Origin of the sequence: Paeniglutamicibacter psychrophenolicus (assembly GCF_017876575.1) — a bacterium.
GTDB lineage: Bacteria > Actinomycetota > Actinomycetes > Actinomycetales > Micrococcaceae > Paeniglutamicibacter > Paeniglutamicibacter psychrophenolicus.
In genome coordinates this window covers 4564602-4588375 of sequence record NZ_JAGIOE010000001.1, presented here as the reverse complement: position 1 = coordinate 4588375, position 23774 = coordinate 4564602, and the positions used below count along the sequence as shown (strand labels likewise).

Annotated in this window: 25 protein-coding genes; 16 read left to right on the top strand and 9 right to left on the bottom strand. The window is 64.2% G+C overall.

Annotated elements, in window-relative coordinates:
• Window positions 1-12 precede the first annotated feature (12 nt).
• Window positions 13-957, bottom strand: coding sequence for a DNA-3-methyladenine glycosylase family protein (locus JOF46_RS20630; protein ID WP_209910900.1), 945 nt, complete (start codon window positions 955-957; stop codon window positions 13-15).
• Window positions 954-1550, bottom strand: a complete 597-nt coding sequence (locus JOF46_RS20625) for a DNA-3-methyladenine glycosylase I (protein ID WP_209910896.1) — start codon at window positions 1548-1550, stop codon at window positions 954-956. Before JOF46_RS20625 ends, JOF46_RS20630 begins: the two co-directional genes overlap by 4 nt.
• A gap of 64 nt (window positions 1551-1614) precedes the next feature.
• Here JOF46_RS20625 and JOF46_RS20620 point away from each other — a divergent pair, with 64 nt between their 5' ends.
• The 10 genes from JOF46_RS20620 to JOF46_RS20575 all read left to right on the top strand — a co-directional run bounded on the left by JOF46_RS20620 (window position 1615) and on the right by JOF46_RS20575 (window position 11433).
• Window positions 1615-2013 (top strand): ArsR/SmtB family transcription factor, encoded by a 399-nt coding sequence (locus JOF46_RS20620; RefSeq protein WP_209910893.1) that lies wholly within the window; start codon window positions 1615-1617, stop codon window positions 2011-2013.
• Window positions 2010-2924, top strand: a complete 915-nt coding sequence (locus JOF46_RS20615) for a cation diffusion facilitator family transporter (RefSeq protein WP_209910891.1) — start codon at window positions 2010-2012, stop codon at window positions 2922-2924. The genes JOF46_RS20620 and JOF46_RS20615 overlap by 4 nt, the downstream gene beginning before the upstream one ends.
• 475 nt (window positions 2925-3399) lie before the next feature.
• Window positions 3400-4917, top strand: coding sequence for an APC family permease (locus JOF46_RS20610; protein WP_209910888.1), 1518 nt, complete (start codon window positions 3400-3402; stop codon window positions 4915-4917).
• A gap of 74 nt (window positions 4918-4991) precedes the next feature.
• Window positions 4992-6203 carry a cytochrome P450 gene (locus JOF46_RS20605; RefSeq protein WP_209910885.1) on the top strand — a complete coding sequence of 404 codons (1212 nt, stop codon included), beginning with the start codon at window positions 4992-4994 and terminating at the stop codon, window positions 6201-6203.
• A 52-nt stretch (window positions 6204-6255) separates the two neighbouring features.
• A complete protein-coding gene (locus JOF46_RS20600) occupies window positions 6256-6447 on the top strand; it encodes a ferredoxin (protein WP_209910882.1) in 192 nt (63 codons plus the stop codon).
• A gap of 2 nt (window positions 6448-6449) precedes the next feature.
• Window positions 6450-7679 (top strand): NAD(P)/FAD-dependent oxidoreductase, encoded by a 1230-nt coding sequence (locus tag JOF46_RS20595; RefSeq protein ID WP_209910880.1) that lies wholly within the window; start codon window positions 6450-6452, stop codon window positions 7677-7679.
• 28 nt (window positions 7680-7707) lie between these two features.
• Window positions 7708-9123 carry a glutamine synthetase family protein gene (locus JOF46_RS20590; RefSeq protein ID WP_209910877.1) on the top strand — a complete coding sequence of 472 codons (1416 nt, stop codon included), beginning with the start codon at window positions 7708-7710 and terminating at the stop codon, window positions 9121-9123.
• Window positions 9123-9845 carry an ABC transporter substrate-binding protein gene (locus JOF46_RS20585; RefSeq protein WP_209910873.1) on the top strand — a complete coding sequence of 241 codons (723 nt, stop codon included), beginning with the start codon at window positions 9123-9125 and terminating at the stop codon, window positions 9843-9845. Before JOF46_RS20590 ends, JOF46_RS20585 begins: the two co-directional genes overlap by 1 nt.
• On the top strand, window positions 9842-10612 hold the full coding sequence (locus tag JOF46_RS20580) for a gamma-glutamyl-gamma-aminobutyrate hydrolase family protein (protein ID WP_209910870.1): 771 nt from the start codon (window positions 9842-9844) through the stop codon (window positions 10610-10612). The genes JOF46_RS20585 and JOF46_RS20580 overlap by 4 nt, the downstream gene beginning before the upstream one ends.
• On the top strand, window positions 10609-11433 hold the full coding sequence (locus tag JOF46_RS20575) for a gamma-glutamyl-gamma-aminobutyrate hydrolase family protein (RefSeq protein ID WP_209910867.1): 825 nt from the start codon (window positions 10609-10611) through the stop codon (window positions 11431-11433). The genes JOF46_RS20580 and JOF46_RS20575 overlap by 4 nt, the downstream gene beginning before the upstream one ends.
• A 49-nt stretch (window positions 11434-11482) precedes the next feature.
• On the opposite strand, the gene JOF46_RS20570 is transcribed toward JOF46_RS20575, so the two are convergent.
• The 3 genes from JOF46_RS20570 to JOF46_RS20560 all read right to left on the bottom strand — a co-directional run bounded on the left by JOF46_RS20570 (window position 11483) and on the right by JOF46_RS20560 (window position 13618).
• Window positions 11483-12187: a cache domain-containing protein gene (locus JOF46_RS20570; RefSeq protein WP_209910865.1), complete on the bottom strand. Its 705-nt coding sequence runs from the start codon at window positions 12185-12187 to the stop codon at window positions 11483-11485.
• Window positions 12184-12933 (bottom strand): FadR/GntR family transcriptional regulator, encoded by a 750-nt coding sequence (locus JOF46_RS20565; protein WP_209910860.1) that lies wholly within the window; start codon window positions 12931-12933, stop codon window positions 12184-12186. The genes JOF46_RS20570 and JOF46_RS20565 overlap by 4 nt, the downstream gene beginning before the upstream one ends.
• 127 nt (window positions 12934-13060) lie before the next feature.
• On the bottom strand, window positions 13061-13618 hold the full coding sequence (locus tag JOF46_RS20560; protein WP_209910858.1) for a VanZ family protein: 558 nt from the start codon (window positions 13616-13618) through the stop codon (window positions 13061-13063).
• Window positions 13619-13744: 126 nt separating this feature from the next.
• On the opposite strand from JOF46_RS20560, the gene JOF46_RS20555 reads away from it, so the two are divergent.
• The 6 genes from JOF46_RS20555 (at window position 13745) to JOF46_RS20530 (ending at window position 21364) form a co-directional block, all read left to right on the top strand.
• The gene (locus JOF46_RS20555) at window positions 13745-14497 is read left to right on the top strand and encodes an ABC transporter ATP-binding protein (protein WP_209910855.1); all 753 of its coding nucleotides are present in this window, start codon (window positions 13745-13747) and stop codon (window positions 14495-14497) included.
• Between the two features lie 3 nt (window positions 14498-14500).
• Complete coding sequence (locus JOF46_RS20550; protein WP_209910852.1) at window positions 14501-17035, top strand: ABC transporter permease; 2535 nt, start codon at window positions 14501-14503, stop codon at window positions 17033-17035.
• 244 nt (window positions 17036-17279) lie between these two features.
• A complete protein-coding gene (locus JOF46_RS20545) occupies window positions 17280-19214 on the top strand; it encodes a glycosyltransferase family 2 protein (protein ID WP_209910850.1) in 1935 nt (644 codons plus the stop codon).
• Between the two features lie 56 nt (window positions 19215-19270).
• A complete protein-coding gene (locus tag JOF46_RS20540) occupies window positions 19271-19603 on the top strand; it encodes an STAS domain-containing protein (protein WP_209910848.1) in 333 nt (110 codons plus the stop codon).
• A complete protein-coding gene (locus JOF46_RS20535; protein WP_209910845.1) occupies window positions 19596-20027 on the top strand; it encodes an ATP-binding protein in 432 nt (143 codons plus the stop codon). Before JOF46_RS20540 ends, JOF46_RS20535 begins: the two co-directional genes overlap by 8 nt.
• Before the next feature lie 14 nt (window positions 20028-20041).
• The gene (locus JOF46_RS20530) at window positions 20042-21364 is read left to right on the top strand and encodes a PP2C family protein-serine/threonine phosphatase (protein WP_245348214.1); all 1323 of its coding nucleotides are present in this window, start codon (window positions 20042-20044) and stop codon (window positions 21362-21364) included.
• Here JOF46_RS20530 and JOF46_RS20525 read toward each other — a convergent pair.
• The 4 genes from JOF46_RS20525 to JOF46_RS20510 form a co-directional block, all read right to left on the bottom strand.
• A complete protein-coding gene (locus JOF46_RS20525; protein WP_209910841.1) occupies window positions 21361-21954 on the bottom strand; it encodes a methylated-DNA--[protein]-cysteine S-methyltransferase in 594 nt (197 codons plus the stop codon). The two genes, JOF46_RS20530 and JOF46_RS20525, sit on opposite strands and share 4 nt — an antisense overlap.
• Window positions 21951-22430, bottom strand: a complete 480-nt coding sequence (locus JOF46_RS20520; protein ID WP_209910838.1) for an RNA polymerase sigma factor — start codon at window positions 22428-22430, stop codon at window positions 21951-21953. The genes JOF46_RS20525 and JOF46_RS20520 overlap by 4 nt, the downstream gene beginning before the upstream one ends.
• A 162-nt stretch (window positions 22431-22592) precedes the next feature.
• A complete protein-coding gene (locus tag JOF46_RS20515; RefSeq protein ID WP_209910835.1) occupies window positions 22593-22997 on the bottom strand; it encodes a hypothetical protein in 405 nt (134 codons plus the stop codon).
• The gene (locus tag JOF46_RS20510) at window positions 22994-23602 is read right to left on the bottom strand and encodes a nucleotidyltransferase domain-containing protein (protein ID WP_245348213.1); all 609 of its coding nucleotides are present in this window, start codon (window positions 23600-23602) and stop codon (window positions 22994-22996) included. Before JOF46_RS20510 ends, JOF46_RS20515 begins: the two co-directional genes overlap by 4 nt.
• Window positions 23603-23774: the final 172 nt, after the last annotated feature.

The window sequence follows — 23774 nt, the reverse complement described above, 5'->3', positions numbered from 1 at the left end:
CGGCGCTACCTGTTAAGTAGAAGATCCCGGAGTCATCTGAACATCAGTGGAGTTCTCGCCCCCAGGACTCGTGAATAACGTTCGGCTGCTCGCTGCGCGGGGAGCACTGCCCATCGAATCCGCGGCCCAGAGATGGACCATGGCGTAGGACCTGTATGGCGCCCACAATCTTGCAAGTGCCGCCGCCTCGCGTTCGCTGATCCTGTCCAGGGCCCGACGCGCGACCAGGTCCCCGGGCACGAAGGCGTCCGGATCGCTTCGCCCGCGCATCTGCAGGTAGTCCGCGGTCCACGGGCCCACTCCGCGCAAGGCCAGCAGTTCCGAGCGATCCAAGGGGATTTCGGGCGCCCCGGTGAAACCCTTCGCCGCAAATGCCTCGGCCATGAGGAACAATGTGCCCGCCCGGGTCTTGGTCAAGCCGATGGTTTCGCGCAGGGTGTCAACGCCTCGGGCGATCACGGCCTCGGGGGCCGGGAATACCCGCAGTCCGCCGGGGCCCTCGCCACCGTACGCCGCCAGGAAGCGTCCACCAAAGGTCCTACCGGCGGCCAGTGTCACCTGCTGGCCCAAGATCGTGGTGGCCGCAGCCTCGAAGCCGTTGAGATATCCGATCAGCCGCAACCACGGGCGCGCCTCAACCAGCGGGCCAAGCACAGGATCGGGGGAGAAGGATTCCTGCACTCCGGACAGGTCGGTGTCCAGGTCAAGCCATGCGCGGACCGCGGCTTCAAGCTGGTCAAGGTCGTTGGCATTGGCCCCGGAGCAGGTCAGGTGGACTCCGTTCGTGGCGAACTCCAGCTCTACGGCCTTCGGGCCCGAATCGACGGCGATCAGCCGGGTGTGCCGATGCTCGGCGGGCTCGTGGATGTCGAGCGTGGGGATCGAGTGGATGCCCAGCGTGCGCATCATGTGACCGGGATCCAGTGGACCGTTGGATGCCAGGAAGCGCGAGCTCATGCCGGCCAGACGCCCGAGGTGCCGCGGCGGTGGGAGCCGAGAAGATGGGTGTCCACGATTCCCAGCGCTTCCATGAGTGCAAACATGGTGGTGGGTCCCACGAAGGCGAAACCGCGCTTCTTCAGCGCCTTGGACATGGCCAGGGACTCGGGGCTGGTGGTCGGGACTTCTTCGATGGCGGTGGGCATCGGGGTGGATTCGGGTCGGAAGGACCAGATGAAGTCGGCCAGTCCGCCGTCCTCGCGCAGGGCGATGGTGGCCTTCGCGTTCTTGACGGTCGCCAGGATCTTGGCGCGGTTGCGGATGATCCCGGCGTTGCCCAGGAGTTCCTCGACCTTGGCCTCGTCGAAGCCCTTGATGGCCTCGGGGTCGAAGCCGGCGAAGGCCTCGCGGAAGTTTTCGCGCTTGCGCAGGATGGTTGCCCAGGAAAGCCCGGACTGGAACGCCTCCAGGCTAAGCCGTTCGAAGACCCCGTGCTCGTCGCGCACGGGCATGCCCCACTCGGTGTCGTAATAGGTGCGCATCATCGGGTCTGTCGCCGCCCATGCGGGGCGGGCAAGGCTGTCTTCGCCAATGATTATTCCGGTGCTCATGGTCCAATCCTGCCACGGTCTTGCGTCCGTTTGTTTTATCCGAATGATTCGATATCATCGTAATATGACGATGATAGATCGTGTGAACCACGAGCGCCAGGAAGCCATCCAAGGCCATGCCGCGGCGGCAGCACTCTTCCACGGATTGGCCGACCCCACGCGGCTGATGATCCTGGCCCACCTGCGCACCGGGGAACACAAGGTCAAGGAACTCACCGACCACCTCGGCCTGGCCCAGAGCACCGTCAGTGCCCACCTTTCCTGCCTGCGCGACTGCGGCCTGGTGATATCCCGTGCACAGGGACGTGCCAGCATGTACTCACTGGCCAACCCGCGGTTGCTGCTCGACCTGCTCGGCGACGCGAACCACTACATCGGCACCAGCGACGGGAACGAACTGGATACACACGACTTCACCGAGGTCCACGGCCCGGCTCCGGCACGGGAAGGAGCCAACCGATGAGCCACGACCACGACCACGGCCTGGCAACGACCAACCGAAAGAAACTTGCCTGGGCCTTCGGCATCACCGCGACGATCCTCGTGGCCGAGGTCATTGGTGCACTGTTGACCAACTCGCTGGCATTGCTCGTCGACGCCGCGCACATGCTCACCGATACCACGGGCCTGCTGCTGGCACTCACGGCGGCCACCCTGATCATGCGCAAGCCCACGGCCAAGAGAACCTGGGGATTCCGCCGCGCCGAGGTGCTCTCGGCAACACTCCAGTCGACCCTGTTGCTGGGGGTGGGCATCTACGCGCTCGTCGACGGCATCCGCCGCCTCTTCCAGCCGGCGGAAATCGCCGGCAGCGGGCTGCTCATTTTCGGCATCATCGGCCTGCTCGGCAACGTCGCCTCGATGCTGGTCCTCGCCTCGGGCAAGGACGACAACCTGAACATGCGAGCGGCATTCCTGGAGGTCGTCAACGACGCCCTGGGCTCGGTCGCCGTGATCATCTCCGCGATCGTCATCTCCACCACCGGCTGGATGCAGGCCGACTCGATCGCCGCCATGCTGATCGCGATCCTGATCATCCCGCGCGCGTTGAAGCTGCTGGGGGAGACCACGCACATCCTGCTGGAATCCACGCCCAAGGGACTGGACCTCGAGGACGTCCGGGCCCACCTGGTTGCGCACCCCCAGGTGCTCGCCGTCCACGACCTGCACGCCAGCCAGATCGCCTCGAACCTGCCGATCCTCTCGGCCCACGTGGTGGTCGAGGACGCGGCGTTCCACACCGGTGCCGCGGCCACCCTGCTGGGGGAATTGCAGTCCTGCGTGGCCGAGCACTTCGAGGTCAGCATCGAACACTCCACTTTCCAGATCGAGTCCTACAGCCACCAGACCCCGGAGCACGGGCGGCACGACTGACAAACTTGGTTCCGTATGCAAGTCATGCCCGTGGCGCAGTCCCTTGGACTGCGCCACGGGTTTCTTGTCTTGTAGCGGAAGGCGCTCCGGGAAGCCCGCGCTTGGCCGGATCCCGCAAGGAAATGCCGTCCATGCCGTGAGAACGTCTTTGTCTTCGGTGGCGCGTTTAGTGCCACAGATAACATTTGCAATTCAATGTAATGTGGCGCGGCCTCGCGCGCGTGCAGCGAGTCCCGTGGGCGACGTGACGGGGAATTGGCGACGAATGGTTGGCATTTAGCTAAATAACCGGCGGAAAGCCATGCGGTTCCGTGGGAATCCTGCTCGAGGCCAGCCTCTGAAGAAGCATATTCGCAAACCCTTGTCTTCTAAATCATTCACTGTTACAGTTTTTTCAGAGCGCACGTGACGAGCATCACGAGGTCCTGTGGCTCTGATCTCTCGATCCCTCACCGCAATCCAACAAGGAGTCGTCGTGTCCATAGAGTCACGTGAAGCACCCGAGGCCAAGCCCCACGATCTTGACGAAGATGCGGCGCATTTGGCGTCGCTCGGCTACAAGTATGAAACCCAGTTCAAACGTGAAATGACGTTCTGGGGAAACGTCTCCTTGGGATTCACCTATCTGTCGCCCGTCGTAGGGATCTATTCCCTATTCGCAATTGCTTTGGGCACCGCCGGACCGCCGATGATCTGGTCCTTGGTCATTGTTGGCGCAGGACAGCTCTTCGTCGCCATGGTCTTTGGTGAAGTGGTGTCGAACTATCCGGTGGCCGGCGGCGTCTACCCATGGTCGAGACGGCTGTGGGGCCGCAAATGGGGCTGGATGAATGGTTGGGTTTACCTCGCCGCGCTACTGACCACCATCGCCTCCGTGGCCTACGGAGCTGGCCCGTACCTCGCAGCATTCCTCGGTCTGGAAAGCAGCGTCAACGCAACAATTCTGGCAGCGCTTGTCATCATCGCCCTGGCGACGTGCCTGAACCTTCTTGGCACCGGAGTGCTGAACAAGGTCGCAATGCTCGGCCTGATCGCGGAACTCGGCGGTGCCATCGTTGTAGGCCTCTGGCTGATCATCGGTCACCGCAACCACGACCTATCAGTGCTCTTTGACTCCTTCGGCGCTGGTGAAGGATCCGACTACTTCGTGGCATTCGCCGCGGCCGGACTCATCGGGATCTTCCAGTACTACGGATTCGAAGCATGCGGCGACGTCGCCGAGGAAGTCCCGAATCCCGGCCGCACCATCCCCAAGGCCATGCGCATGACCATCTACATAGGGGGAGCCGCAGCAATGTTCGTCTGTCTCTCCCTGATCCTCGCCGTCCCCGATTTCGGCGCCGTGATTTCGGGTGCCGACTCCGATCCACTCGTTGGCGTACTGATGGCTGCCTTCGGCCCGGTCGGATACAAGGTCGTCCTCGGAGTCGTTCTGATTTCCTTCGTCTCCTGCGTCTTGAGCCTGCAGGCCGCCGCAAGCCGCCTGACCTACTCAATGGCGCGCGACGGTATTCTACCGTTCAGCGGCCTGCTCGCACGGTTCAGCGAGAACCGCCACGTACCGCCGTACGCATTGCTGATCGCTGGCATATTTCCCGCGCTGGTGGTGATCGGTTCCAAGATCTCCGAAGACGCACTGGTCGCCATCATCTCCTTCGCCGCCATGGGCATGTATCTGGGCTTCCAAATGGTCGTACTGGCATCCCTGCGTGCCCGGCTCAAGGGCTGGAAGCCGGCCGGCAAGTACCAGCTCGGACGCTGGGGCATGCCCGTGACCGTGATGGCCATGCTCTGGGGCGTGCTGGGCATGATCAACATGGCTTGGCCGCGCACACCGGAAGCTGGATGGTTCGCCAATTACATCGTCTTGATTTCCTCGATCTTCGTGCTGGGAATCGGCCTCGTGTATCTGGTCCTTCGCAAGCCACATCTCAAGGGCGATGCCCCGGCCGCAGACGCCATCAAGCAGCAGCGAGCCACCGCCGGCAACTAGAACTTCGCATCAACTGAAACGGTCAACCGGATCAGTCCGTCAAGGCCACCAACACAAAACGAGAGGATCGCACCATGAGTGTCGAAATCGTCCCGAACCAGCTTGCCGTACCCTACCTAGACATTTCCGATCCGAGCTTCGCCATGCAATCGGAGGAACTACGCAACGCCCGAGGAGCCAGCTGGTACGCAAGAACCAACTATGGCATCGCCGTGCTGCGCTATGAAGAAGTCAGCAAACTGCTCAAGAGCCCCAAGCTCATCCAGGGCAGTGCCAAGTGGCCGGCACACAACGGTATACACGGCGGGTTGTTCTTCGAGTGGTGGACCAAGAACCTGCTTGTATTGGAGGGCGAAGACCACCACCGAATACGGCGCCTGCTCAACCCGGCATTCTCCCCCCGGCTCATCAAGGACCTCGTCCCGCGTTTCCAGGCGCTGGCAAACGAGCTGATCGATGACTTCATCGACAAGGGTGAGTGCGAATTCATCGGCGACTTTGCCGAGCCCTACGCCACCCGCGTGCTGACCATCCTGTTGGGCATCGACGAGAGCGAATGGCCCACGATCGCCCGGTTGGCCTCCACCATCGGGCTGGCCCTGGGCGTCACTTTCAAGCAGGACCTGGACAAGGTCGACGCGGCAGTGGCCGAGCTCTACGCCTACGCGGAGGATCTCATCAAAGACCGCCAAGCAAATCCGGGAGAGGACTTCGTCTCCAGACTGGTGTTGGCAAGCCGGGACGGCGACAAGCTCAACGACGAAGAGCTCCGCAACGCACTAGTGCTACTGATCTTCGGAGGCATGGACACCACCCGCAACCAACTGGGCCTAGCCATGCAGTCCTTCATGCGCAACCCGGACCAATGGGAACTGCTGGCCGAACGGCCGGAGCTTGGGCCCAAGGCCGTCGAAGAGGTCATGCGCACCAACCCGACCGTCACTTGGGTGACCCGCGAGGCCGTGGAGGACTTCACCTACCAGGGGCTCGAGATCGCAGCGGGCACCACGGTGCACCTGTTCACCCAGGCCTCCGGCACCGACCCGCTTGCGTTCCCGAACCCTGAACTGGACCTGCTGGGCGAGCACCCGGCCCATTATGGGTTCGGTGGCGGAGTCCACCACTGTCTGGGACACTTCGTGGCCCGCGCGGACATGAGCGAGGCCCTGCCTTTGCTGGCCAGCCGCCTTGGCAATCCACGCCTGACTGGCGGGGACGAATGGCTGCCCGACTCGGGCAACACCGGCCCTATCCGGTTGCCAATTGGATTCACCAAACGAGGCTAAGCCCCGCCCAACGCCTGACATCACCACCAGCACCAAAGAAACGAGTACTTCCATGGCACAGATCACCGTCGACCGCACGCTTTGCGACAACCATGGCCAATGCGCCATTGCGGCCCCCAAGGTCTTTTCGATGAACGACGAGGGGATCCTGGAATACAAGGAGTCCTTCGACGATGCGCTGCTCGACGAGGTCGAAGAAGCCATCGACGTATGCCCGGTCCAAGCCATCTTCCTGAAGGACTAGCCATGGTCCAGCGGATCATTGTCGCCGGCGCCTCGCTCGGGGGTCTGCGCGCAGCCGAACAGCTGAGGGCCGCCGGCTGGACAGGAGAGATCCTGGTCATTGGCGAGGAAGAGCACCCACCCTACAACCGGCCGCCGCTCTCCAAAGACGTCTTGGCGGCCCCCGGGACCCCGGAGGAAGCCCTGGCCAAACTGGCCTTCCGTCCCAGACGCAGCGCCACCGGAATCCAATGGCGGTTGGGAACCCGGATCACTGCATCCAATTTGGCGGCACGCACCATCACCTTGGACAGCGGGGAGGAACTCGACTTCGACGGCTTGGTCGTTGCCACCGGTCTGCGGCCCGCACGGGTCGCTGCGCCCGGTCCGCGGGCAGGGCGTCACGTGCTTCGCAGCATCGACGATGCATTGGCCTTGCATGAAGCACTCCGGCCGGGAACCCGGGTGGGCGTCATCGGTTCGGGGTTCATCGGATGCGAAAGCGCTGCCACCGCAGCATCACTGGGGTGTGCGGTGACGCTGGTGGAAGGGCGCACGGGCCCCATGGAGCGCCCATTGGGCCATGCACTCTCCTCCGGCGTGAGGGACATGCTCGCGCAACGCGGCGTGGACTGTCGGCAGGCGGTGTCCGTAGTCGCCTATCGGGGCACCGAATCCTGCACGGGCATGGAGCTTTCCGATGGCAGCGTGATCGACGTCGACGTCATCGTCGAAGCCGTCGGTTCACGTGCCAACGTTGAATGGCTGCAGGGCAACGGATTTGACCTCGTCGACGGCGTGGAATGCGACAGCCACTTACGGGTCCTGGGAATAGCTGGGCAACCGATTCCTGGAGTCGTCGCCGTCGGGGATATTGCACGGTACCCGGACGACCGCAACGGGCTTCCGGCCCGGCGGGTGGAGCACTGGGCGACCCCCACAGACACCGCCAAGATCGCGGCGCCGGCGCTTGTCGCCGGGCTCTCAGGGCAGCCTCCAGCAGAGGCACCCGCTCCGCTCCCGTCGTTCTGGACCGACATCTTCGGGACCCGGATCAACGGCGTCGGTTCCCCTGCCCTGGCCGAGGAAACCCGGGTTTTGGAGGGCGACCCGGACCGGCCCCACGCCGGAGTGGCAGTGGGGTACTACCGGGGAGACACACTCATCGGCGTCGTCAATGCCGGCCTACCGGCATCCAGGAATCTGCATTACCGCCAGCTGGTGCTCGACGCCGGCGCGCTTGTCACCATCTAAGACTTCCAGCAGAAAAGAGTTGAGTTCCATGACCTTGCAAGCAATCCGCACCGAAACCGACGCCATGATGGACCGTGAAGCCTTCTTCCGGCACCAGGCCAGCAACCTCGAGCCCCGGGTCGTCAAGGACCTTGCAGCGAAGATCGAGGCCGCAGGGGTCGAGTACATCTACTACGCCCTGCCCACCATCGGCTCGCGCGTTGTGGCCAAGATGGTTCCGGCCAACCACTTCCGCCGCAACCTGGAAAAGGGCATCGCCTTCCACCGCACGGCGCTCTCCGACCTGCAGAACGACCGCCACGGCAACTTGATCGGCGGCGGCATCGAGGCCCGCGAGTTCTGGGCACTGCCGGAGCCGGATTCATTCGTGGTATTGCCTTGGGACACCTCGGTGGCCCGGATCTTCTGCACCGCCTACGAGCCCCCGCACCTGCCGGAGGTTGGTGGCCGTCCGCTGGCCATCGACACGCGCTCGTTGCTGGCACGGACCCACGCCGCGTTCACGGAACGAACCGGGTTTGAGGTGCGTTCGGGCACCGAACCCGAAATGACGTGGGAAGGCCCCGGTCTCGAAGTCGTCAAGCGTCCCGGCTCCAGCCCCGCCTACCAGGTGGAAAATCTCGAGCGCATGCGCCCGATCTACAAGAAGCTCGTCACGTATTCCAAGGCCATGGGCCTGGACATGATCGAGGGCGACTACGAGGACGACGGCCAGCTCGAACTGAACTGGATGTACGACCGCGTGGAAAACACCGCCGACCGACTGGTCACCTACCGGCAGATATGCAAGCAGGTCGCCCGCGAATTCGGGGTCACCGCCTCGTTCATGCCCAAGCCCTACAACGGCCAGATGGGCAACGGCTGCCACCACAACCTCAGCCTCTGGGACGGGGACACCAACGTCATCGAAGACGCCGGACGCGTGGAACTGCATGTCTCGGAAACCGCCCGGCACGCCATCGGCGGCATGCTGGCCCACGCCCAGGGATCCATGGCCGTGATGGCCTCCACTGTGAACTCCTACAAGCGGTTCTGGGACGCCGGGCAATTTGCTCCCTCCACCGCCAACTGGGGCCTTGACTCGCGTGGCTGCCTGATCCGCATCTCCGCCAACGGCCGGATGGAGTACCGGGTGCCGGACGCCGCGGTGAACCCCTACCTGTCCCACACCCTGCTCATCGCCTCGATGGAAGACGGGATCAACCGCAAGCTCGAGCCGGGGGCCCCCGACGAGGCTTGTGACAGCGCACCCGCACTCGGGGCGCAGCTTCCGCTGACCCTCGGCGACGCCGTTGGGGCGTTCGTCTCGGACACCTACCTGACCTCGCAGCTTCCTGCAGACCTGGTATCCATCTACACCAAGCTCAAGGAAGAAGAATGGGCCCGCTACTGCGGGTCGATCACCGAATGGGACCGTGAAATGTACTGGGAGACGATGCCGTAATGACAACGCTGAAACTGGCCTGCATCGACGCTGTCGCACCCCCGCTCTTTTCGCTGATCGATGGCAACGGCCAACGCACCGGCTACGAACCCGCCGCAGCGGAGCTGGTGGCCTCACGCATGGGCCTTACGGTCGAATGGGTCGTCATGGGATGGGACGAGATGCTGCCCGCGGTTCGAGACCACCGGGTGGATGCGGTGTGGTGCGGGCAGGGCATCATTCCCGAGCGCCAGGCCGTGGTGGACTTCACCCGCCCGTATGCAGTGTTCGACGAGACGGTCCTGGTCCGCAAGGACGATCCCGCCCGCACCCCGGCCGACCTGGTCGGCTACCGGGTGGCCGCCATCGACGGCAGCGCCAACATGGCCCTGGCCCGGACCTTCGAGGGAGCGGTCATCGTTCCCTTTAGCGGTGACACCGTCTACGAAGACATGCTGGCTGCGGTCGCCGATTCGAGCGTGGACGCAATGGTTGATGACGATGTGGTGCTGGTGCCTCTGGGCGATGACCCGCGCTACGATGTTGCCTTCACCGTGGCCACCCGCAACCCGTGGGGGATCGGGGTCGCCAAGGGCAACCCGGGGCTGCGCGAGGAATTCAACGCCGCGCTCGCGGAGGTGATCGCCGACGGCAGCCTGCGCGAGGTGTGGGACACCTGGATGCCCGGGCTCGTCTTCCCGCTGGAGCACGGGGTAAAGGCAACCGCGGGCAGGTCGGCATGAGCGCCGGTGCGACGACGGGCCGACGCCCGTTGATCGGTGTCCCGGGCATGTGGTCGGGCAAGGTCCAGGGCATGCGCTTCGCCGGCACCGCAGTCGCGGTGGAAGTCCTGCGGTCGATCGACCGGGCCGGAGGGGAACCCGTGGTCCTGTTTCCTGGCAGCAGCGAATCAGCGGCCGAACAGGTTGCACGGCTCGACGGCGTGGTCATTCCCGGCGGTGCCGACATCGACCCCCGCCGCTACGGAAACGAGCCCGACGAACATTACTGGCCGGCCGACTACGAGGGGCAGGACGAATTCGAGGCAGAGATCCTGCGGGCCTGTCTGGAGACGGGAACCCCGACCTTGGCGATTTGCCGGGGCTTGCAACTGCTCAACGTGGTTCATGGCGGAACGTTGGTGGGGCACCTGGAACCCGGCACGGTCGAACACCGAGGCGCCGAACACCCGGTGACCTGCGATCCGGGGACGCTCCTTGGATTGGTGTTGGGCACTGCCGCCGTGATGACATCCTCGTACCATCACCAGGCCGTGGACCGGGTCGGCGACGGGCTGAGGGTTTCCGCCACGGCCACGGACGGGGTCATCGAGGGACTGGAGGTTCCGGGCGCCCCGCTGCTTGCCGTCCAATGGCACCCCGAGGATCTGGCCGCTTCCTCGTCCACCGACCATGCGCTGTTCACTTGGGTGGTCGAAACATCCCGGACCCGCCGGAGCGATTTCTCAGCAACCGATCAAACGAACATATTGGAGGCAATTAAACTATGAGCGCGGAGGCCCCCGGAGACATGATGCTGGGCATGGAAGAGATCATCCCGGAAGGTTTTGATTTGCTTCCCCCCGATGCGCCATTGGTGGCGGTTGTGGTCTCGCTGACCTTCCCCGGCATGAGCGGAGAAAGCTACGAGATCATGCGTGACTTCACACGCAGTGCCTTCGACCAACTCTTCGAGAACGGTGCGCGGGCCGTCTTGATCGACAGCTCGGCGGCCAACCCGCAGTCCGCCATGGCTGCGGAGGCTGCCGATGCCGTTTTATTCCTCGGTGGCGGGGACGTCGACGGATCACTGTACGGGCTCCGGGGATCCATCCCCAAGGCCTACGGCGTGGATCGCAGAGCCGACGAGTTCTGCATCGACATGATCCATCGAACCCTCGGGCAGGACCAACCGCTGCTTGCCATCTGCCGCGGATCCCAACTATTCAATGTTGCGCTCGGCGGAACACTGGTGCCGGACATCGTGCCCTCGACCCTGCACCAGGGGCAGCCCGGGCAGCCGATGTTCCTCAACGAATCGGTGTCCCTGGCCGCGGGCAGCAAGATCAGGTCCATCTTGGGACGCGAACGGGTCACCGTTCGTTCCGGACACCACCAGGCGGTGGACCAAGTGGCTCCGGGCCTGGTGGTCAGCGCCGTGGCCGATGACGGGATCATTGAAGGCACCGAACACCCGGGGTACTCCTGGGCAGTGGCGGTGCAATGGCATCCGGAAGACCGTGACGGATCGGACGCGGACCGCCGGGCGATCTTCGGTGCCCTCGTGGAACAAGCCGTCCTTCGGCGCCGGCAGCTGGCCCGGCAGGCCTGAGGGACATCCGTCGGATGGCGGGTCGATGAACCATTGACCCGCCATCCCGCTATGACGGGACCAGCATGGAGAAGCCCAGATGAGGGACGTCCATCGGAACGATGTCGCTTCCGTCCGGAGCGGACTTGATCCGCTCTCCGACAAGGTAAGCGCCAGAATTGCCGATGATGACCCGGTTACTGGCATTCAGCAGCGCCGCGTCCCCGGGAATCGAACGCATTATCGGCAGGAAGATATCCTCCAGCACCCGCACCGTGACGTCATAGCCCGCCACACCCGCAAATTCTCCGTGGATATAGAACGGAGCGGCGTGGGTAAGGATGTATTCGTCCGAACCCAAGTAATCGACATACGGGCCCCAAACGGTCTCCTCGCCGGTTCGTTCGGCGGAGGTGAAAAAGGGAAGCCGTTCGTAGTCATAAAACCGTTCTCCGCCCGGGTCGAGGTCAAACTGCAGCTTCTCGACCCCCTGCGGTCCCGGCGACCACCATTCGAGCAGGCCCTGGCCTTCACTGACAACCGCCGAGGCGAACGTTGCCCCGGACCCCACCGCGAATGGGTGATCCTTCAGGAAGGCACAGGCCAGGACCTTCAATCCGGCAAGCTCGTTTTTTGCAACGGGTACGCCGGGGGCCGGGCCGAGCGTGAACAGGTCGCTGACCGCGGAGGCCAACGCGTAGGTGTCCGCCGATGCGTCATTGAACCATTTCGCGATGGACCCCAAGGCCACAACCGCCGGTTGGGAGGGACTCATTCGGTCTCCTTTGAATCGGTCGAGTAGCTCAGTGCCAACTTCGTGTCGATGAGATGGTGCGTATTGCGCCGGATATGCTCAATCACCAGTTGCTGACCTTGCTGGCTACGGTTGTCTGCGATGGCGCGCACCAAGGCAAGGTGTTCCGCGGTGGCCCGTTCGGCGTCAAAGTCGCCCGCCAGCGGCGACCACAACACCTCCACCGTTTCGGCCTGCAAGCGAATCTCTGCGTTGGCCAAGCGGGTCGATTGGGCTGTCACGGCCAGTTCGATGTGGAAGCGGCTGTCGGCCCGTGCCCTGGACTGCGCATCGTCTGCCAGCACCAAGGCGCGAGCCATGTCCTGCAGCCTCTCCAATTCGTGAGGCTCGGCCCGGTCGCACGCCAACCGTACGGTCGCGGCGGCAATGGCTGACTGCTCGTCGCCCAGATCCCTGATCTCGGCAATTGAGGTGGACATTAGCCAATCCCTCATGGCTTCCATCTGGAATTGCGGTTGTTTCAGGATGAATGTTCCGCCATTGCGCCCACGTCTCGTTTCCACGATCCCGTGCTCGCGCAAGACGGCAAGTGCGTCTCGAAGGGTGGCTACGGCAACCCCGAACATCTCGGACATCTCGAGTTCGTTGGGTAGGCGTTCTCCGACGCGCAACATGCCAAGCGTTATCGCCTTGGAGATGCGGTTGACGATGGCGTCGGAGCGCTCCAGCTCAGGCAGTGAGCGATAAATCTGCGATTGGAAAGACATGTTCAAAGCCAAACCGGATACTCCAAGCCAAACATTCGGGAATTCTGCCCAGTCTACTGGCAACTTCTGGCTTGACGTCTGTGAACGACTGCATATTGAGCCGCAGACGGACGTGGAATGCGAAGTGCTACCGCTGGCGCAGTGATTCCTGGGCGGCGGCTTCGGCCGTGGGCCGCCTGTGCATGGCCGCGGAAACCAGTGCCCAACCGATGAGCGCCGCGGCAAACCCTCCGGCGGTGTTGGTGATGATGTCGGTGATGTCCGAGGCCCGGTTGTTGCGCAGCAACAGCTGCGTGGTCTCGACGCAGACGGAAAGGCCCAGCACCAGTGCGGTGGTCTTGAGCACCGCGAACCGGCGCCAGTGGAAGGCCAGCATGAGACCCAGCGGCGCAAAGAGCCCGAGGTTCGCCACCATCTCCACTCCGAGGTCGCGTTGCTGGTGCGCGAGGAACGGAACCCAGTTGAAGGTGCCGGTCGGAATCGAGGGATCCGGCTGCGGCGCCGCCGGCAAAACCGCCACGGCCAAGCCCAACGCCCACACCGCGATCGCCACGAGCAACACCCGGCGCACTGCCCGCTCGCGGCCGCGGGAGGTGAAGTGCAGCAGCACCGCCAGCAGGGCAGCGCTTGCGGCCAGGCTGACGATGACAAGCAGGGCAACGGTTGGAACCGCGAAATAGAGCATAGGTTTGCGATTCTATCGCCGGACCCTGTGAAAGCGCTGTCTCATACCCGAGTATGAGCCAAGGGATGGAATAAACGGTCCCTGCGGATGATCCAAAACCATCCAGCGGCAACATAACGTGGAACCATGACCATTACTGCACCACATACCAGCACCGACTTTGCTGTCCATGCGACCAACCTGACCAAGATCTACGGCGAGGGCACCACCCGCGTCGAGGCGCTGCGCGGCGTCGACGTCTCCTTCGTCCGCGGCAAGTTCACCGCGATCATGGGCCCCTCGGGTTCGGGCAAATCCACGCTCATGCATTGCCTGGCAGGCCTCGACGACGCAAACGACGGGCAGATCTTCATTGGCGGGACGGACATCTCGAAGCTGAATGATGATGCATTGACCAAGATGCGCCGCGAAAAGGTCGGCTTCGTCTTCCAGTCCTTCAACCTCGTCCCCACGCTCACCGCCGAGGCCAACATCGTGCTGCCGCTGGCCCTGGCCGGCAAGAAGCACGACAAGGCCTGGTTGGAGACCATCGTCACCACCCTGGGGCTGGGCGACCGCCTGAACCACAAGCCGCACGAACTTTCCGGCGGCCAGCAGCAGCGCGTGGCCGTGGCCCGTGCACTGCTTACCCGGCCCGAGGTCGTCTTCGGGGACGAGCCGACCGGCAACCTGGACTCGCGCACCGGGGCCGAGGTGCTCTCGCTGCTGCGTTCCTCCACCCGCGAGATGGGCCAGACCATCATCATGGTCACCCACGACGCCGTGGCCGCCTCCTACGCCGACACCGTGCTCCTGATGAAGGACGGCGAGCTGGTCGGCCAGCTCGAGGACCCCACCGTCGAGACGGTCACCCAGGCTCTTTCCGGGTTGGGTGCATAAGTCTTGCTGCAACTCGCACTAGCCAACCTCAAGACCTACTCGCGGCGCTTCATCGCCGTGACCCTGGCGGTCATGATCGGCACCGCCTTCCTGGCAGCCACCCTCATGGTCAACGCCTCGGCCACCGAAACCCTGAAAAACAGCATCGGGTCCTCCTACGCCAACGCCGACCTGGTCATCGGGCAGGACTACATGATGGACATGGCCGCGGGAGACGAGGACAAGCCTGAAACCCACGTCCTGGGCCCCAAAACCCTGAAGGCCATCGAATCCGTCGACGGTGTGGCGGACGTCCACGGCTCCGCCAATATCGGGGTGAGCGTCAACGCCGGGGGCAGGGACTACTACGCCTCGGCCAACACCGCGGCAACCAACAAAAAGCTCAGTTCCAAGGTGCTTGAATCCGGGGCGCTGCCCACCGACAGCGAGCAGGTGGCGATCGATGCCACCTACGCCGGCGAATACAACATTTCCGTGGGGGATGTCCTCGAGATCGGCGCCACCACCGCAGAAGGCAAGGAAATCAGCCGCCAGGTCAAGGTCTCGGGCATCACCGCGGCCTCCAACGACCCGATGACCGGCTCGGCCATGAACCTGACCATCGGCCAGTCCCTGCTCAATGCGCTCTCCGGCCCCGGGGAGACCAGCTATGGCAACATCGTGGTGGCCGCCAAGGACGGGATCGACCTGCAAGGGCTCAAGGCCCCGATCACCTCCGCCCTCGAGGGAACCGGCCTGAAGTACTTCCAGGTCAACACCCCCGACGAGCAGATCGTCAAGGACATCGCCGCGTTCTCCGGCGGCAACGACCAGCTGACGATCGTGCTGCTGGTCTTCGCCCTGATCGCACTGGTGGTCACCGGGCTGGTGGTCATGAACACCTTCGCCGTGCTCATCGCCCAGCGCACCCGCGAGCTGGCATTGATGCGCACCCTGGGCGCGCTCCGCAAACAGATCCGCTCCTCGGTGCTCATCGAGGCCCTGCTGGTCGGCCTGCTGGCCTCGGCCGCCGGCGTGCTGCTGGCCACCGGCATCATGGCGGCGCTGATCAAGATCCTGGTCGCCACGGTGCCCGAGATGGCAATCGCGACCCTTGCCGTCAACGCGCAGGCCGTCATCGTGCCCATCGTGGCCGGAACCGCGATCACCCTGGTGGCCGCGTGGATGCCCGCCCGCAAGGCCATGCGGGTCTCCCCGCTGGCGGCACTGCGCCCGGCCGACGACGCAGCAGTGGGAAACAAGGCCGGCAAGGTGCGCATCGTCTTCGGCGCGCTGCTCGTGGCCGCCGGCGCCGCGGCACTTGCCTACGGAGCCATCGAAGGAAACATCCTGATCGCCTTCGGCGGCGGAGTGCTGTCCTTCCCGGGCGTGCTGATGCTCGGCTCGCTCTTCCTGCCCAAGACCGTCTCGGCGATCGGCGCGCTGACCTCAGGCGGAACCGTGCCGGGCAAGCTGGCCAGCCTCAACGCGGTCCGCAACCCCGGGCGCACCACCGCAACGGCCACCGCGCTGCTGATCGGCGTGACGCTGGTGTCCATGATGATGGTCGGCGCACAGACCGCCAAGGCCTCGCTGGGCGACGCCCTGGGCAGCGAATTCCTGGTGGATGTCGAGGTCAACGACTACTCCGGGACCACCTTCCCTGCCGAGTCCCTGGCCAAGGTCAAGGCCATGAACGGCGTCCAGGACCTGGCGGAACTCACCGCCGTGGGCAGCTCCAAGAGCGGCCAGGAACTCTTCGCCACCGACCCGGCGTCTCTCGAATCCGTGCTCAACAACGGCAGCCAGGTCCCGGGTTCCGGCCAGGTCCTGGTCTCGGCCAACAACGAGGGCAAGACCATGGAAGCCGCCGGCTTCGGCGGGAAGAGCGGCACGCTGGAAATGCTCATCACCGAAAGCAACTCGCTGCAGCCGGTCGTGGGCTGGGACACCGCGATTTCCATGCTGGGAGCGACCAAGGAATCGGTGGCCAAGGACCCCAACGCACGCACCGTGCTGTGGTTGAAGGTCGATGATTCGCTGGGCAACGCGGAGCTTCGCACGCTGCAGACCGACATCGCCGACGAGCTGAACGTCGAGGAATACGCCGTGGGCGGCGGGGTCATGGAAAAGCAGATGTTCAACACCGTCATCGACATGCTGTTGATGATCGTCTCGGGCCTGCTGGCCGTCGCGGTGCTGATCGCGCTGATCGGCGTGGCCAACACGCTGAGCCTCTCGGTGCTGGAACGGACCCGGGAGAACTCGCTGCTGCGCGCCCTGGGCCTGACCCGGGGACAGCTCAAGAAGATGCTGGCGACCGAGGCAGTGCTCATTGGCGGGGTTGCCGCCCTGCTGGGCGTGGTCCTCGGATCGGCCTACGGGCTGCTCGGGGCCCAGTCGGTCATGGGTGCCTTCGGCGCCATGAGCGTGTCCATCCCGTGGCTGCAGCTGGCCGGGGTCATCGCGGTATCCGTCGTGGCCGCGCTTGCCGCCTCGATCGTCCCGGCCCGCCGGGCCGCAAAGCTTGCCCCGGTGCAGGGGCTGGCCAGCGAATAACGCCGGAGTGATCCAGTGTGGAAGGTCCTGCCCAACCCCGGGCAGGACCTTCCTGCTTTCCGGCCCCCAAGCCTGATGGTCCCTGCCGGCCAAGGCCCACCTGACACGGTGCCGGCATCTTCGTGCTGGTCAACCATGATATGTTCGGCTTGTTCCCGCGCCCGGGCCGTGCCCAAACACCGCTGTCGGGTGCTGTGCGGTACGTCCTCGCAGATGATCAAACGGAGCAGCTGGAAGGCTGGGCATGGCACGGTTCTGGACACGCCTGATGGTGGTACTCACGCTGATACTGGGCGTGAACTACATCGGTTGGCGCTGGGCAGCCTCGTTGAACTGGGACGCCTGGTGGATCGCGGTTCCGCTGGTTGCCGCCGAGACCTACAGCCTGATTGACGTGCTCCTATTCGGGATGACGGTATGGCGCTTGAAGGAACGGACCGGGGCGCCGCCGGCGCGTCCGGACGCGACAGTGGATGTCTTCGTCACCACCTACAACGAGCCGCTGGAGCTGGTCATGAACACCGCGCTCGCCGCCGCGCGCATCCGGCATCCGCACAGCACCTGGATCCTTGATGACGGGGACCGGCCGGAACTGCGGCAGCTGGCAGCCGATCACGGGCTCGGGTATGTCACCCGCGGCGAGGACTGGGACAACATGCCGCGGCACGCCAAGGCCGGCAACCTGAACAACGCGTTGATGGTCACCGGGGGCGAGTTCCTGTTGATCCTGGATGCCGACCAGGTCCCGGAACCCGACATCCTGGAAAAGACCCTGGGCTATTTCAACGACCGGAAGGTCGCGCTGGTCCAGACCCCGCAATACTTCAACAATGTCCCCGACGACGACCCGCTGGGCAGCCAGGCACCGCTCTTCTACGGGCCCATCCAGCAGGGCAAGGACGGCTGGAATGCGGCCTACTTCTGCGGCTCCAATGCCGTGCTGCGCCGCGAGGCACTCATGGAACTCGGCCTGCTCGGCTACGTGCAGGAGACCGAAAAGAGCATTCGCCGGGCCCTGGCCGCTTCCAAGAAAGCGATCCGTCAGGCCCGGAAGGCTGCCGATGCCGACTCGCCCCTGGTCGGTGCGATGCTGGACGAGGTTGAGGCTGCCATCGGCCAAGCCGACAGCCAGCTGGCGGCCGGGCAGTCGCTGGGCGAACTCACCTACGAGGTCCAACGAAAGGTGGATGCCGCGGTCCGCACCCTGGTCCAGGCCGATGTGCAGGCGCTGCAGGCGGACCTGGAAGAGATCGCCGCAATGGACCTGGCCGCGGTGGGCGAAACCGGGGTCAAGGTGATCACAGACGAAGCAGTCCAACGGCTCTCGGGGCGGGAATGGTCCCCGCTGGGCGCCATGGAATCGGTCCAGGCGGTCCTGGACGCCCTGACGGTGGAGCGCACCGGGGAGGCGCAGCCGCTGATGCCGCTGGCCACGATCTCGGTCACCGAGGACATGGCCACCGCCATGCGCATGCACGCCCGCGGCTGGCAGAGCGTCTACCACCATGAGATCCTGGCCTACGGATTGGCCCCCGAGGACATCGGCACCATGATGACCCAGCGCCTGCGCTGGGCCCAGGGCACCATTCAGGTGCTGCTGCGGGAAAACCCACTGACCCAGCCTGGCCTGAAGTGGGGCCAGCGGCTGATGTACTTCTCCACGATGTGGAGCTACCTCAGTGGCTTCGCAGCGATCATCTACTTTGCCGCACCCATCATCTATCTCCTGCTGGGCATCCTGCCGGTGGCCAGCCTCACCGCCGATTTCTTCATCCGTTTCATTCCGTTCATGGTCGTGAACCAAGTGCTCTTTGCCGTTGCCGGGCACGGCGTCCCCACCTGGCGGGGCCAGCAATACAGCCTGGCGCTGTTCCCCACCTGGATCAAGGCCTGCACCACCGCGGCCTGCAACGTCTGGTTCGGACGCCCGCTGGGCTTCTCCGTCACCCCGAAGAGCCGGCAGGCCGGCGGGCCGCGCTGGAGCCTGATACGGCCGCAGATCACGGTTGCCGTTCTTCTGGTGGTTGCCGCCATCGCCGGGATCGTGCGCCTTGCCACGGGTTTGGCCGAACCGGTCGGTACGCTTGTCAACGTCGCCTGGGTTGTCTTTGACCTGCTGGTGCTCAGCGTCCTGTACAAGGCCGTGCGGTATCGGGGCCATGCGCCCGGCGAGAATTAGCCCGATCCACCCGACGCGTCGCCGGATTCCCCGGCTGGCCACAGAAAGGAACCTCGATGGAGCTTAGCCACCAGGCCAGGGGGTCGTACACGGAAGTGACGGCCAACGGCAGGTTGAACATGGTGTCCGCGCCCACCCTCAGGGCCTACGTGGGCGAGGTCGTGGCCTCCGGCTCGAACCGCATCGTCGTGAACCTGGCGCAGACCACCTTCATGGACTCCTCCGGGCTCGGCGCGCTGATCGGATGCCTCAAGGCCGCCCGGCAGGCCGGCGGGGACCTGCGCATCGCGGCCGTTCAGCCCCAGGTGAAGATGGTCCTGGAGCTGACCAGCATGGATCGGGTGCTGACCTCGTACTCCTCGACCGAGGAAGCCTTCGGGAATGAATGAGCCGATTGCCGGCAGGAGCTTCCGCGACCAGGCCATCCCGGAGTCCATCGAAGCCGTCCATGTCCTGCTCGACGAGCTGTGGGCAGATGCACCCTTCGTTCCGGACATGGACCGCATGACCTTTGCCACCGCCGTGATCGAGGCCGCCTCGAACATCGTCCAACATGCCCTGCCGGAATTCCCCACGCCGGTGGACTTGGGAGTCGACATCAGCGTCAGGACCCACAGCCTGCGGGCGGAGATCAGCGCCTTCGGCGCCACCGACCCCCAGCTGGATACCGAAGCCAAGGGGATGCCCGGTCCCGAGGCCGAGTCCGGGCGCGGCCTGGCGCTGATCCGGGCCCTGGTCAGCACCGTCACCTTCGCCCGGCAGGACGGCACCAACATCTGGGTCCTGTCCCGGGATTCGACACCACACCCATGAGCAAGGGAATTTCCATGACATCAGGACCCGCACGCATCCTGGCGGGGCTTGATGAGCTGTCGCCGCTGCGCAAGCAAATTCCCTTCGCGGGGCTGTTCCTCGTCGCGGCGCTCATGGCCGTATTGCTCCCGACAGTGCCCGTCAGCTCCGTCACATCCCTCATCGCGGGGTTGGCAGTGGTTGCCGTGGCACTGGTGCTGGCGGTCATCTTCGGCCGCCCGGCACTGTTGCGCTTCGCCATCATCGTGCCAGCGCTGGACTTCGTTGCCGCCGGCCTGCTGCGCCACGGCACCGGAGAGTCACACTCCATTTTTGCCGCCATCCTGCTGTTGCCCCTGCTCTGGTTCGCCGCCAGGGCCGGACGCCGCTACGTGATCTACGCCGTCCTGGGAACCATCCTGTCGGTCATGGTGCCCTTCATGCTCGGAGCCCAGAGGGAAAACAATCCCAACGAGCTGGCACGCGGCATCTTCAACGCCACGGTCTTCGCGATCAGCGCGACCGTGGTCAACATGCTGGCCGCGCGTGCCCGCCAGCACCTGGGAAGCGCCCGGGCAGAGGCCGCCGCGGCCGCGGAGGAACTGAGCAGGGCTGCCCAGATCCAGAAGTTCCTGCTTCCCAAGAAAGCCGCGATCCTGCCCGGCTACGAAACCGCCGGGGCCTGCATCCCCTCCAGGGCCGTCGGCGGGGACTTCTTCGACTGGTATGCCATCGACGGAGGCCTCGGATTCACCCTGGGGGATGTCATGGGCAAGGGCGCCGGGGCGGGAATGATCGCTGCAACCACCCGCGCCGTCATCCGCAGCGCCCGAAACAGCGACGACCCGGTGAAGGCGCTGGCCTTGACTTCGGACTGCCTGGCCACCGAGCTGAGCCAGGCGGCAGCGTTCGCCACGCTCTTCCATGCCAGGCTCCGCGCGAGCGACGGCAGGGTCCTGTTTTCCGACGCGGGCCACGGACTGAGCCTGTTGATCCGCGGTAACGGGACATGGGAGCGACTGACCTCGCATGAACTTCCGGTGGGACTGATGCCCGACGCAACCTGGACGTCCCGGGAAATCTGGCTCGCCCCGGGCGACATGATTGTCAGCTTCAGCGACGGGGTGCTGGACCTCTACGACGGGACCCTGGCCGCCATCGCCGAGGTTGCGGAGCTGGCACTGAACGCCGACTGCGCCCAGGACATAGTGGACGCAGTCCACAAGATGGCCTCCGGAAACAGCAATCCTGACGATGTCACGGTCTTGGCCGTGCGCCGGTCCGAGCTGAACACCGCGGTTGCCCAGGACCTGGGCCTTGGAGACGGGCGCGCCCTGTCGTCGGTATCCAAGGCCTAGGAAGACGGGTCGGCCAAGCGGTCCTGCTCGAGATCGAGCAGGACCTTCTTGGCCTCCAGGCCGCCGAGGTAGCCGCCCAATGAGCCATCGCTGCGCAGCACCCGGTGGCAGGGGACCAGGATCGGCAGCGGGTTGGTGGCGCACGCGGTGCCCACGGCCCGCACCGCCGCCGGGCGACCGGTCAGCGCCGCCATTTCCTTGTAGCTGGCGGTGTGCCCGTAGCCGATGCCCGGCAGGGCCAGCTGGACCTCCAGGCGATACCCGCTGGAAAGCCGGTGGTCAAGGGTCAGCTCGAAGCCCTGACGCGCATGCGCGAAGTATTCGTCGAGCTGGGCCGCCGCCGCATCCAGTGGTGCGGCACGGTGCAGCACCCGCACCCCGACCTTCTCGGCCAGGGTGCCGAGCACCGCGTCGAAGTCCTCCGCGGCGAAGGCGACGCGCACGATTCCGCGCTCCGTGGCCGCAAGCATCAGCTGCCCCACCGGGGAGTCCACCAGCCGGTAGGAAACATCGATCAATCCCTCGGCCGCGGCCCGCTCGGCCAGCCGCTGCCGCAGGACATCCATTTCGTGCATGGCAAGTTCGCTCATGATTCTTCCTCCGCTTCTTGGTGTTGGCTGCGCAGGGCCTTGATGCCGTCCGCGGCGGCCCGGCGCAGCGAGGCGGGATTGCCGCCCAGGAATGCCGGGATCTGGGCATAGGGGAACCCGAGCAGGTAGTGGTAGCCGATGACCTTGCGTTGCAGCTCGCTCAGCGAGGCCAGGGACTCCAGCATTTCCAGCTTCCCCGTCAGCTCGGGAAGCACCACGGTTTCCGGGAGCTCGTCCATGGGGACGGGGTGGTTGGCGCGCAGGATGTCGATGGCCTTGTGCCGGGCGATGGTGATGAGCCACGCCTCGATGTTGGCACCGGGAGCGAGGGCCGGGTAGGCGCGCAGGGCCGCCAGGAACGTTTCGCTCCAGGCGTCCTGCGCATCGGGTCCCGGGCCCAGCAGGGCGGTGCACATTCGCAGCACCGAGGGGCCGTGCCGGCGCACCACCAGCTCGAAGGCGGGGTTCGTTGTCATCTTCACACCCTGTAAACGTTCCGGGACACCATTATGTGAGGTGCTACTGATTCTTGGACAAACCCAGTACCCGTCGAATGGTGGAGTCGGTACCCCGCCCCGGATCACTGGCCAACCTTGCGGAGAGCTTTTCACGAGCTTGGAAGTGCTTGAAGTACCGGATTAGTCTTCGCTGGCAATGGCAACTAGCTGCGTTGCTGCACGTTCGGCACTCGTCAGGTTTCTATGGCTTACCGAATCGTGGCCATATCCGGCGCGACTCTTCATTCTCAAAAGGGTGCTGAGGTGCTTTGCTGAATTCTTGTCCACTGAAGCCAGCAGGTCGACTGCCGCGTTGTGGTTTTCGCCTTGGGCGTGCCTGTTCAAGTTCTTGGCACAAATGGCATCGGCCGCTGCGATTCCTGCGTGTACGTACAAGGTGACCACAGCATCTATCACCTCTTCATCGCTGGCGAGTTCCCTTGCATCTTCAGCAACCTGCAAAAATTGTTTCGCCTTGGCAAGCCGGCCTGCCATGACATGCTTGTCAGCGGCTGTCGTCTTAACTTTGTCTGCTTTGGGTGTCACCGTACTGGCACCTTCCTGATGCGTTTTCTTAGCCAGTTTTTGTCGCCGGCGACATCGATTCCGTCAGTCAGGATCGAGTTGAAGATCGGCGCATCGGCGACTTCCGACTCGGTGTAGACCAACGGCCGCACGTCGTTTCCTGTCCAGAGGGATGCTCTGCCGGACAACTGTTGAATGTGGTTTTCGTCTTCCGGCCAGGTATCCGGAACAACCACGAGCAGGTCGATGTCGCTGCCATTGCCCATTTCGTTGCGCGCAGCTGATCCGAAAAGCATCACTGTGACCGGTTGCATTGGCCAAGAGGATATTTCCTCTCGAAGTCTTGCAATGAATGTCCGCTTGGCTTTTGAGATGGCAAGGATGGCGTCCGCAAGGAGATGTTCCCGGTTGAGGGTGAACATGGAAAGAATGCCAGCGCGCTGCTCGATGATTACACCTTGGACAACAAGTCGGGCCGTGGCCTGACGCACAGCTTCGCGCGACGCTTTCTCTGGCAGCAGCCCCATGATGTCGCTGGTGGTGTACATTCCGGTCGACCTGGCCAAAACACTGAGCACAATCGAGTCGACACCTGTTGGGCTGATGGCGGCGAACGGGTTTTGCATCCTCATCATGTTCTCCCAGCGTTGCCGGCATCGAACTTCTCGTTCGACCCTGTTCCTATCAGTCTACTCCGAGTCGCCCATAAATGTGGGTGATCACCCACATTTATGGGCGACTTCCCACATTAGCGGTTGGTCACCCACATTTGTGGGTGGATGGCACATTCTCGCCAAT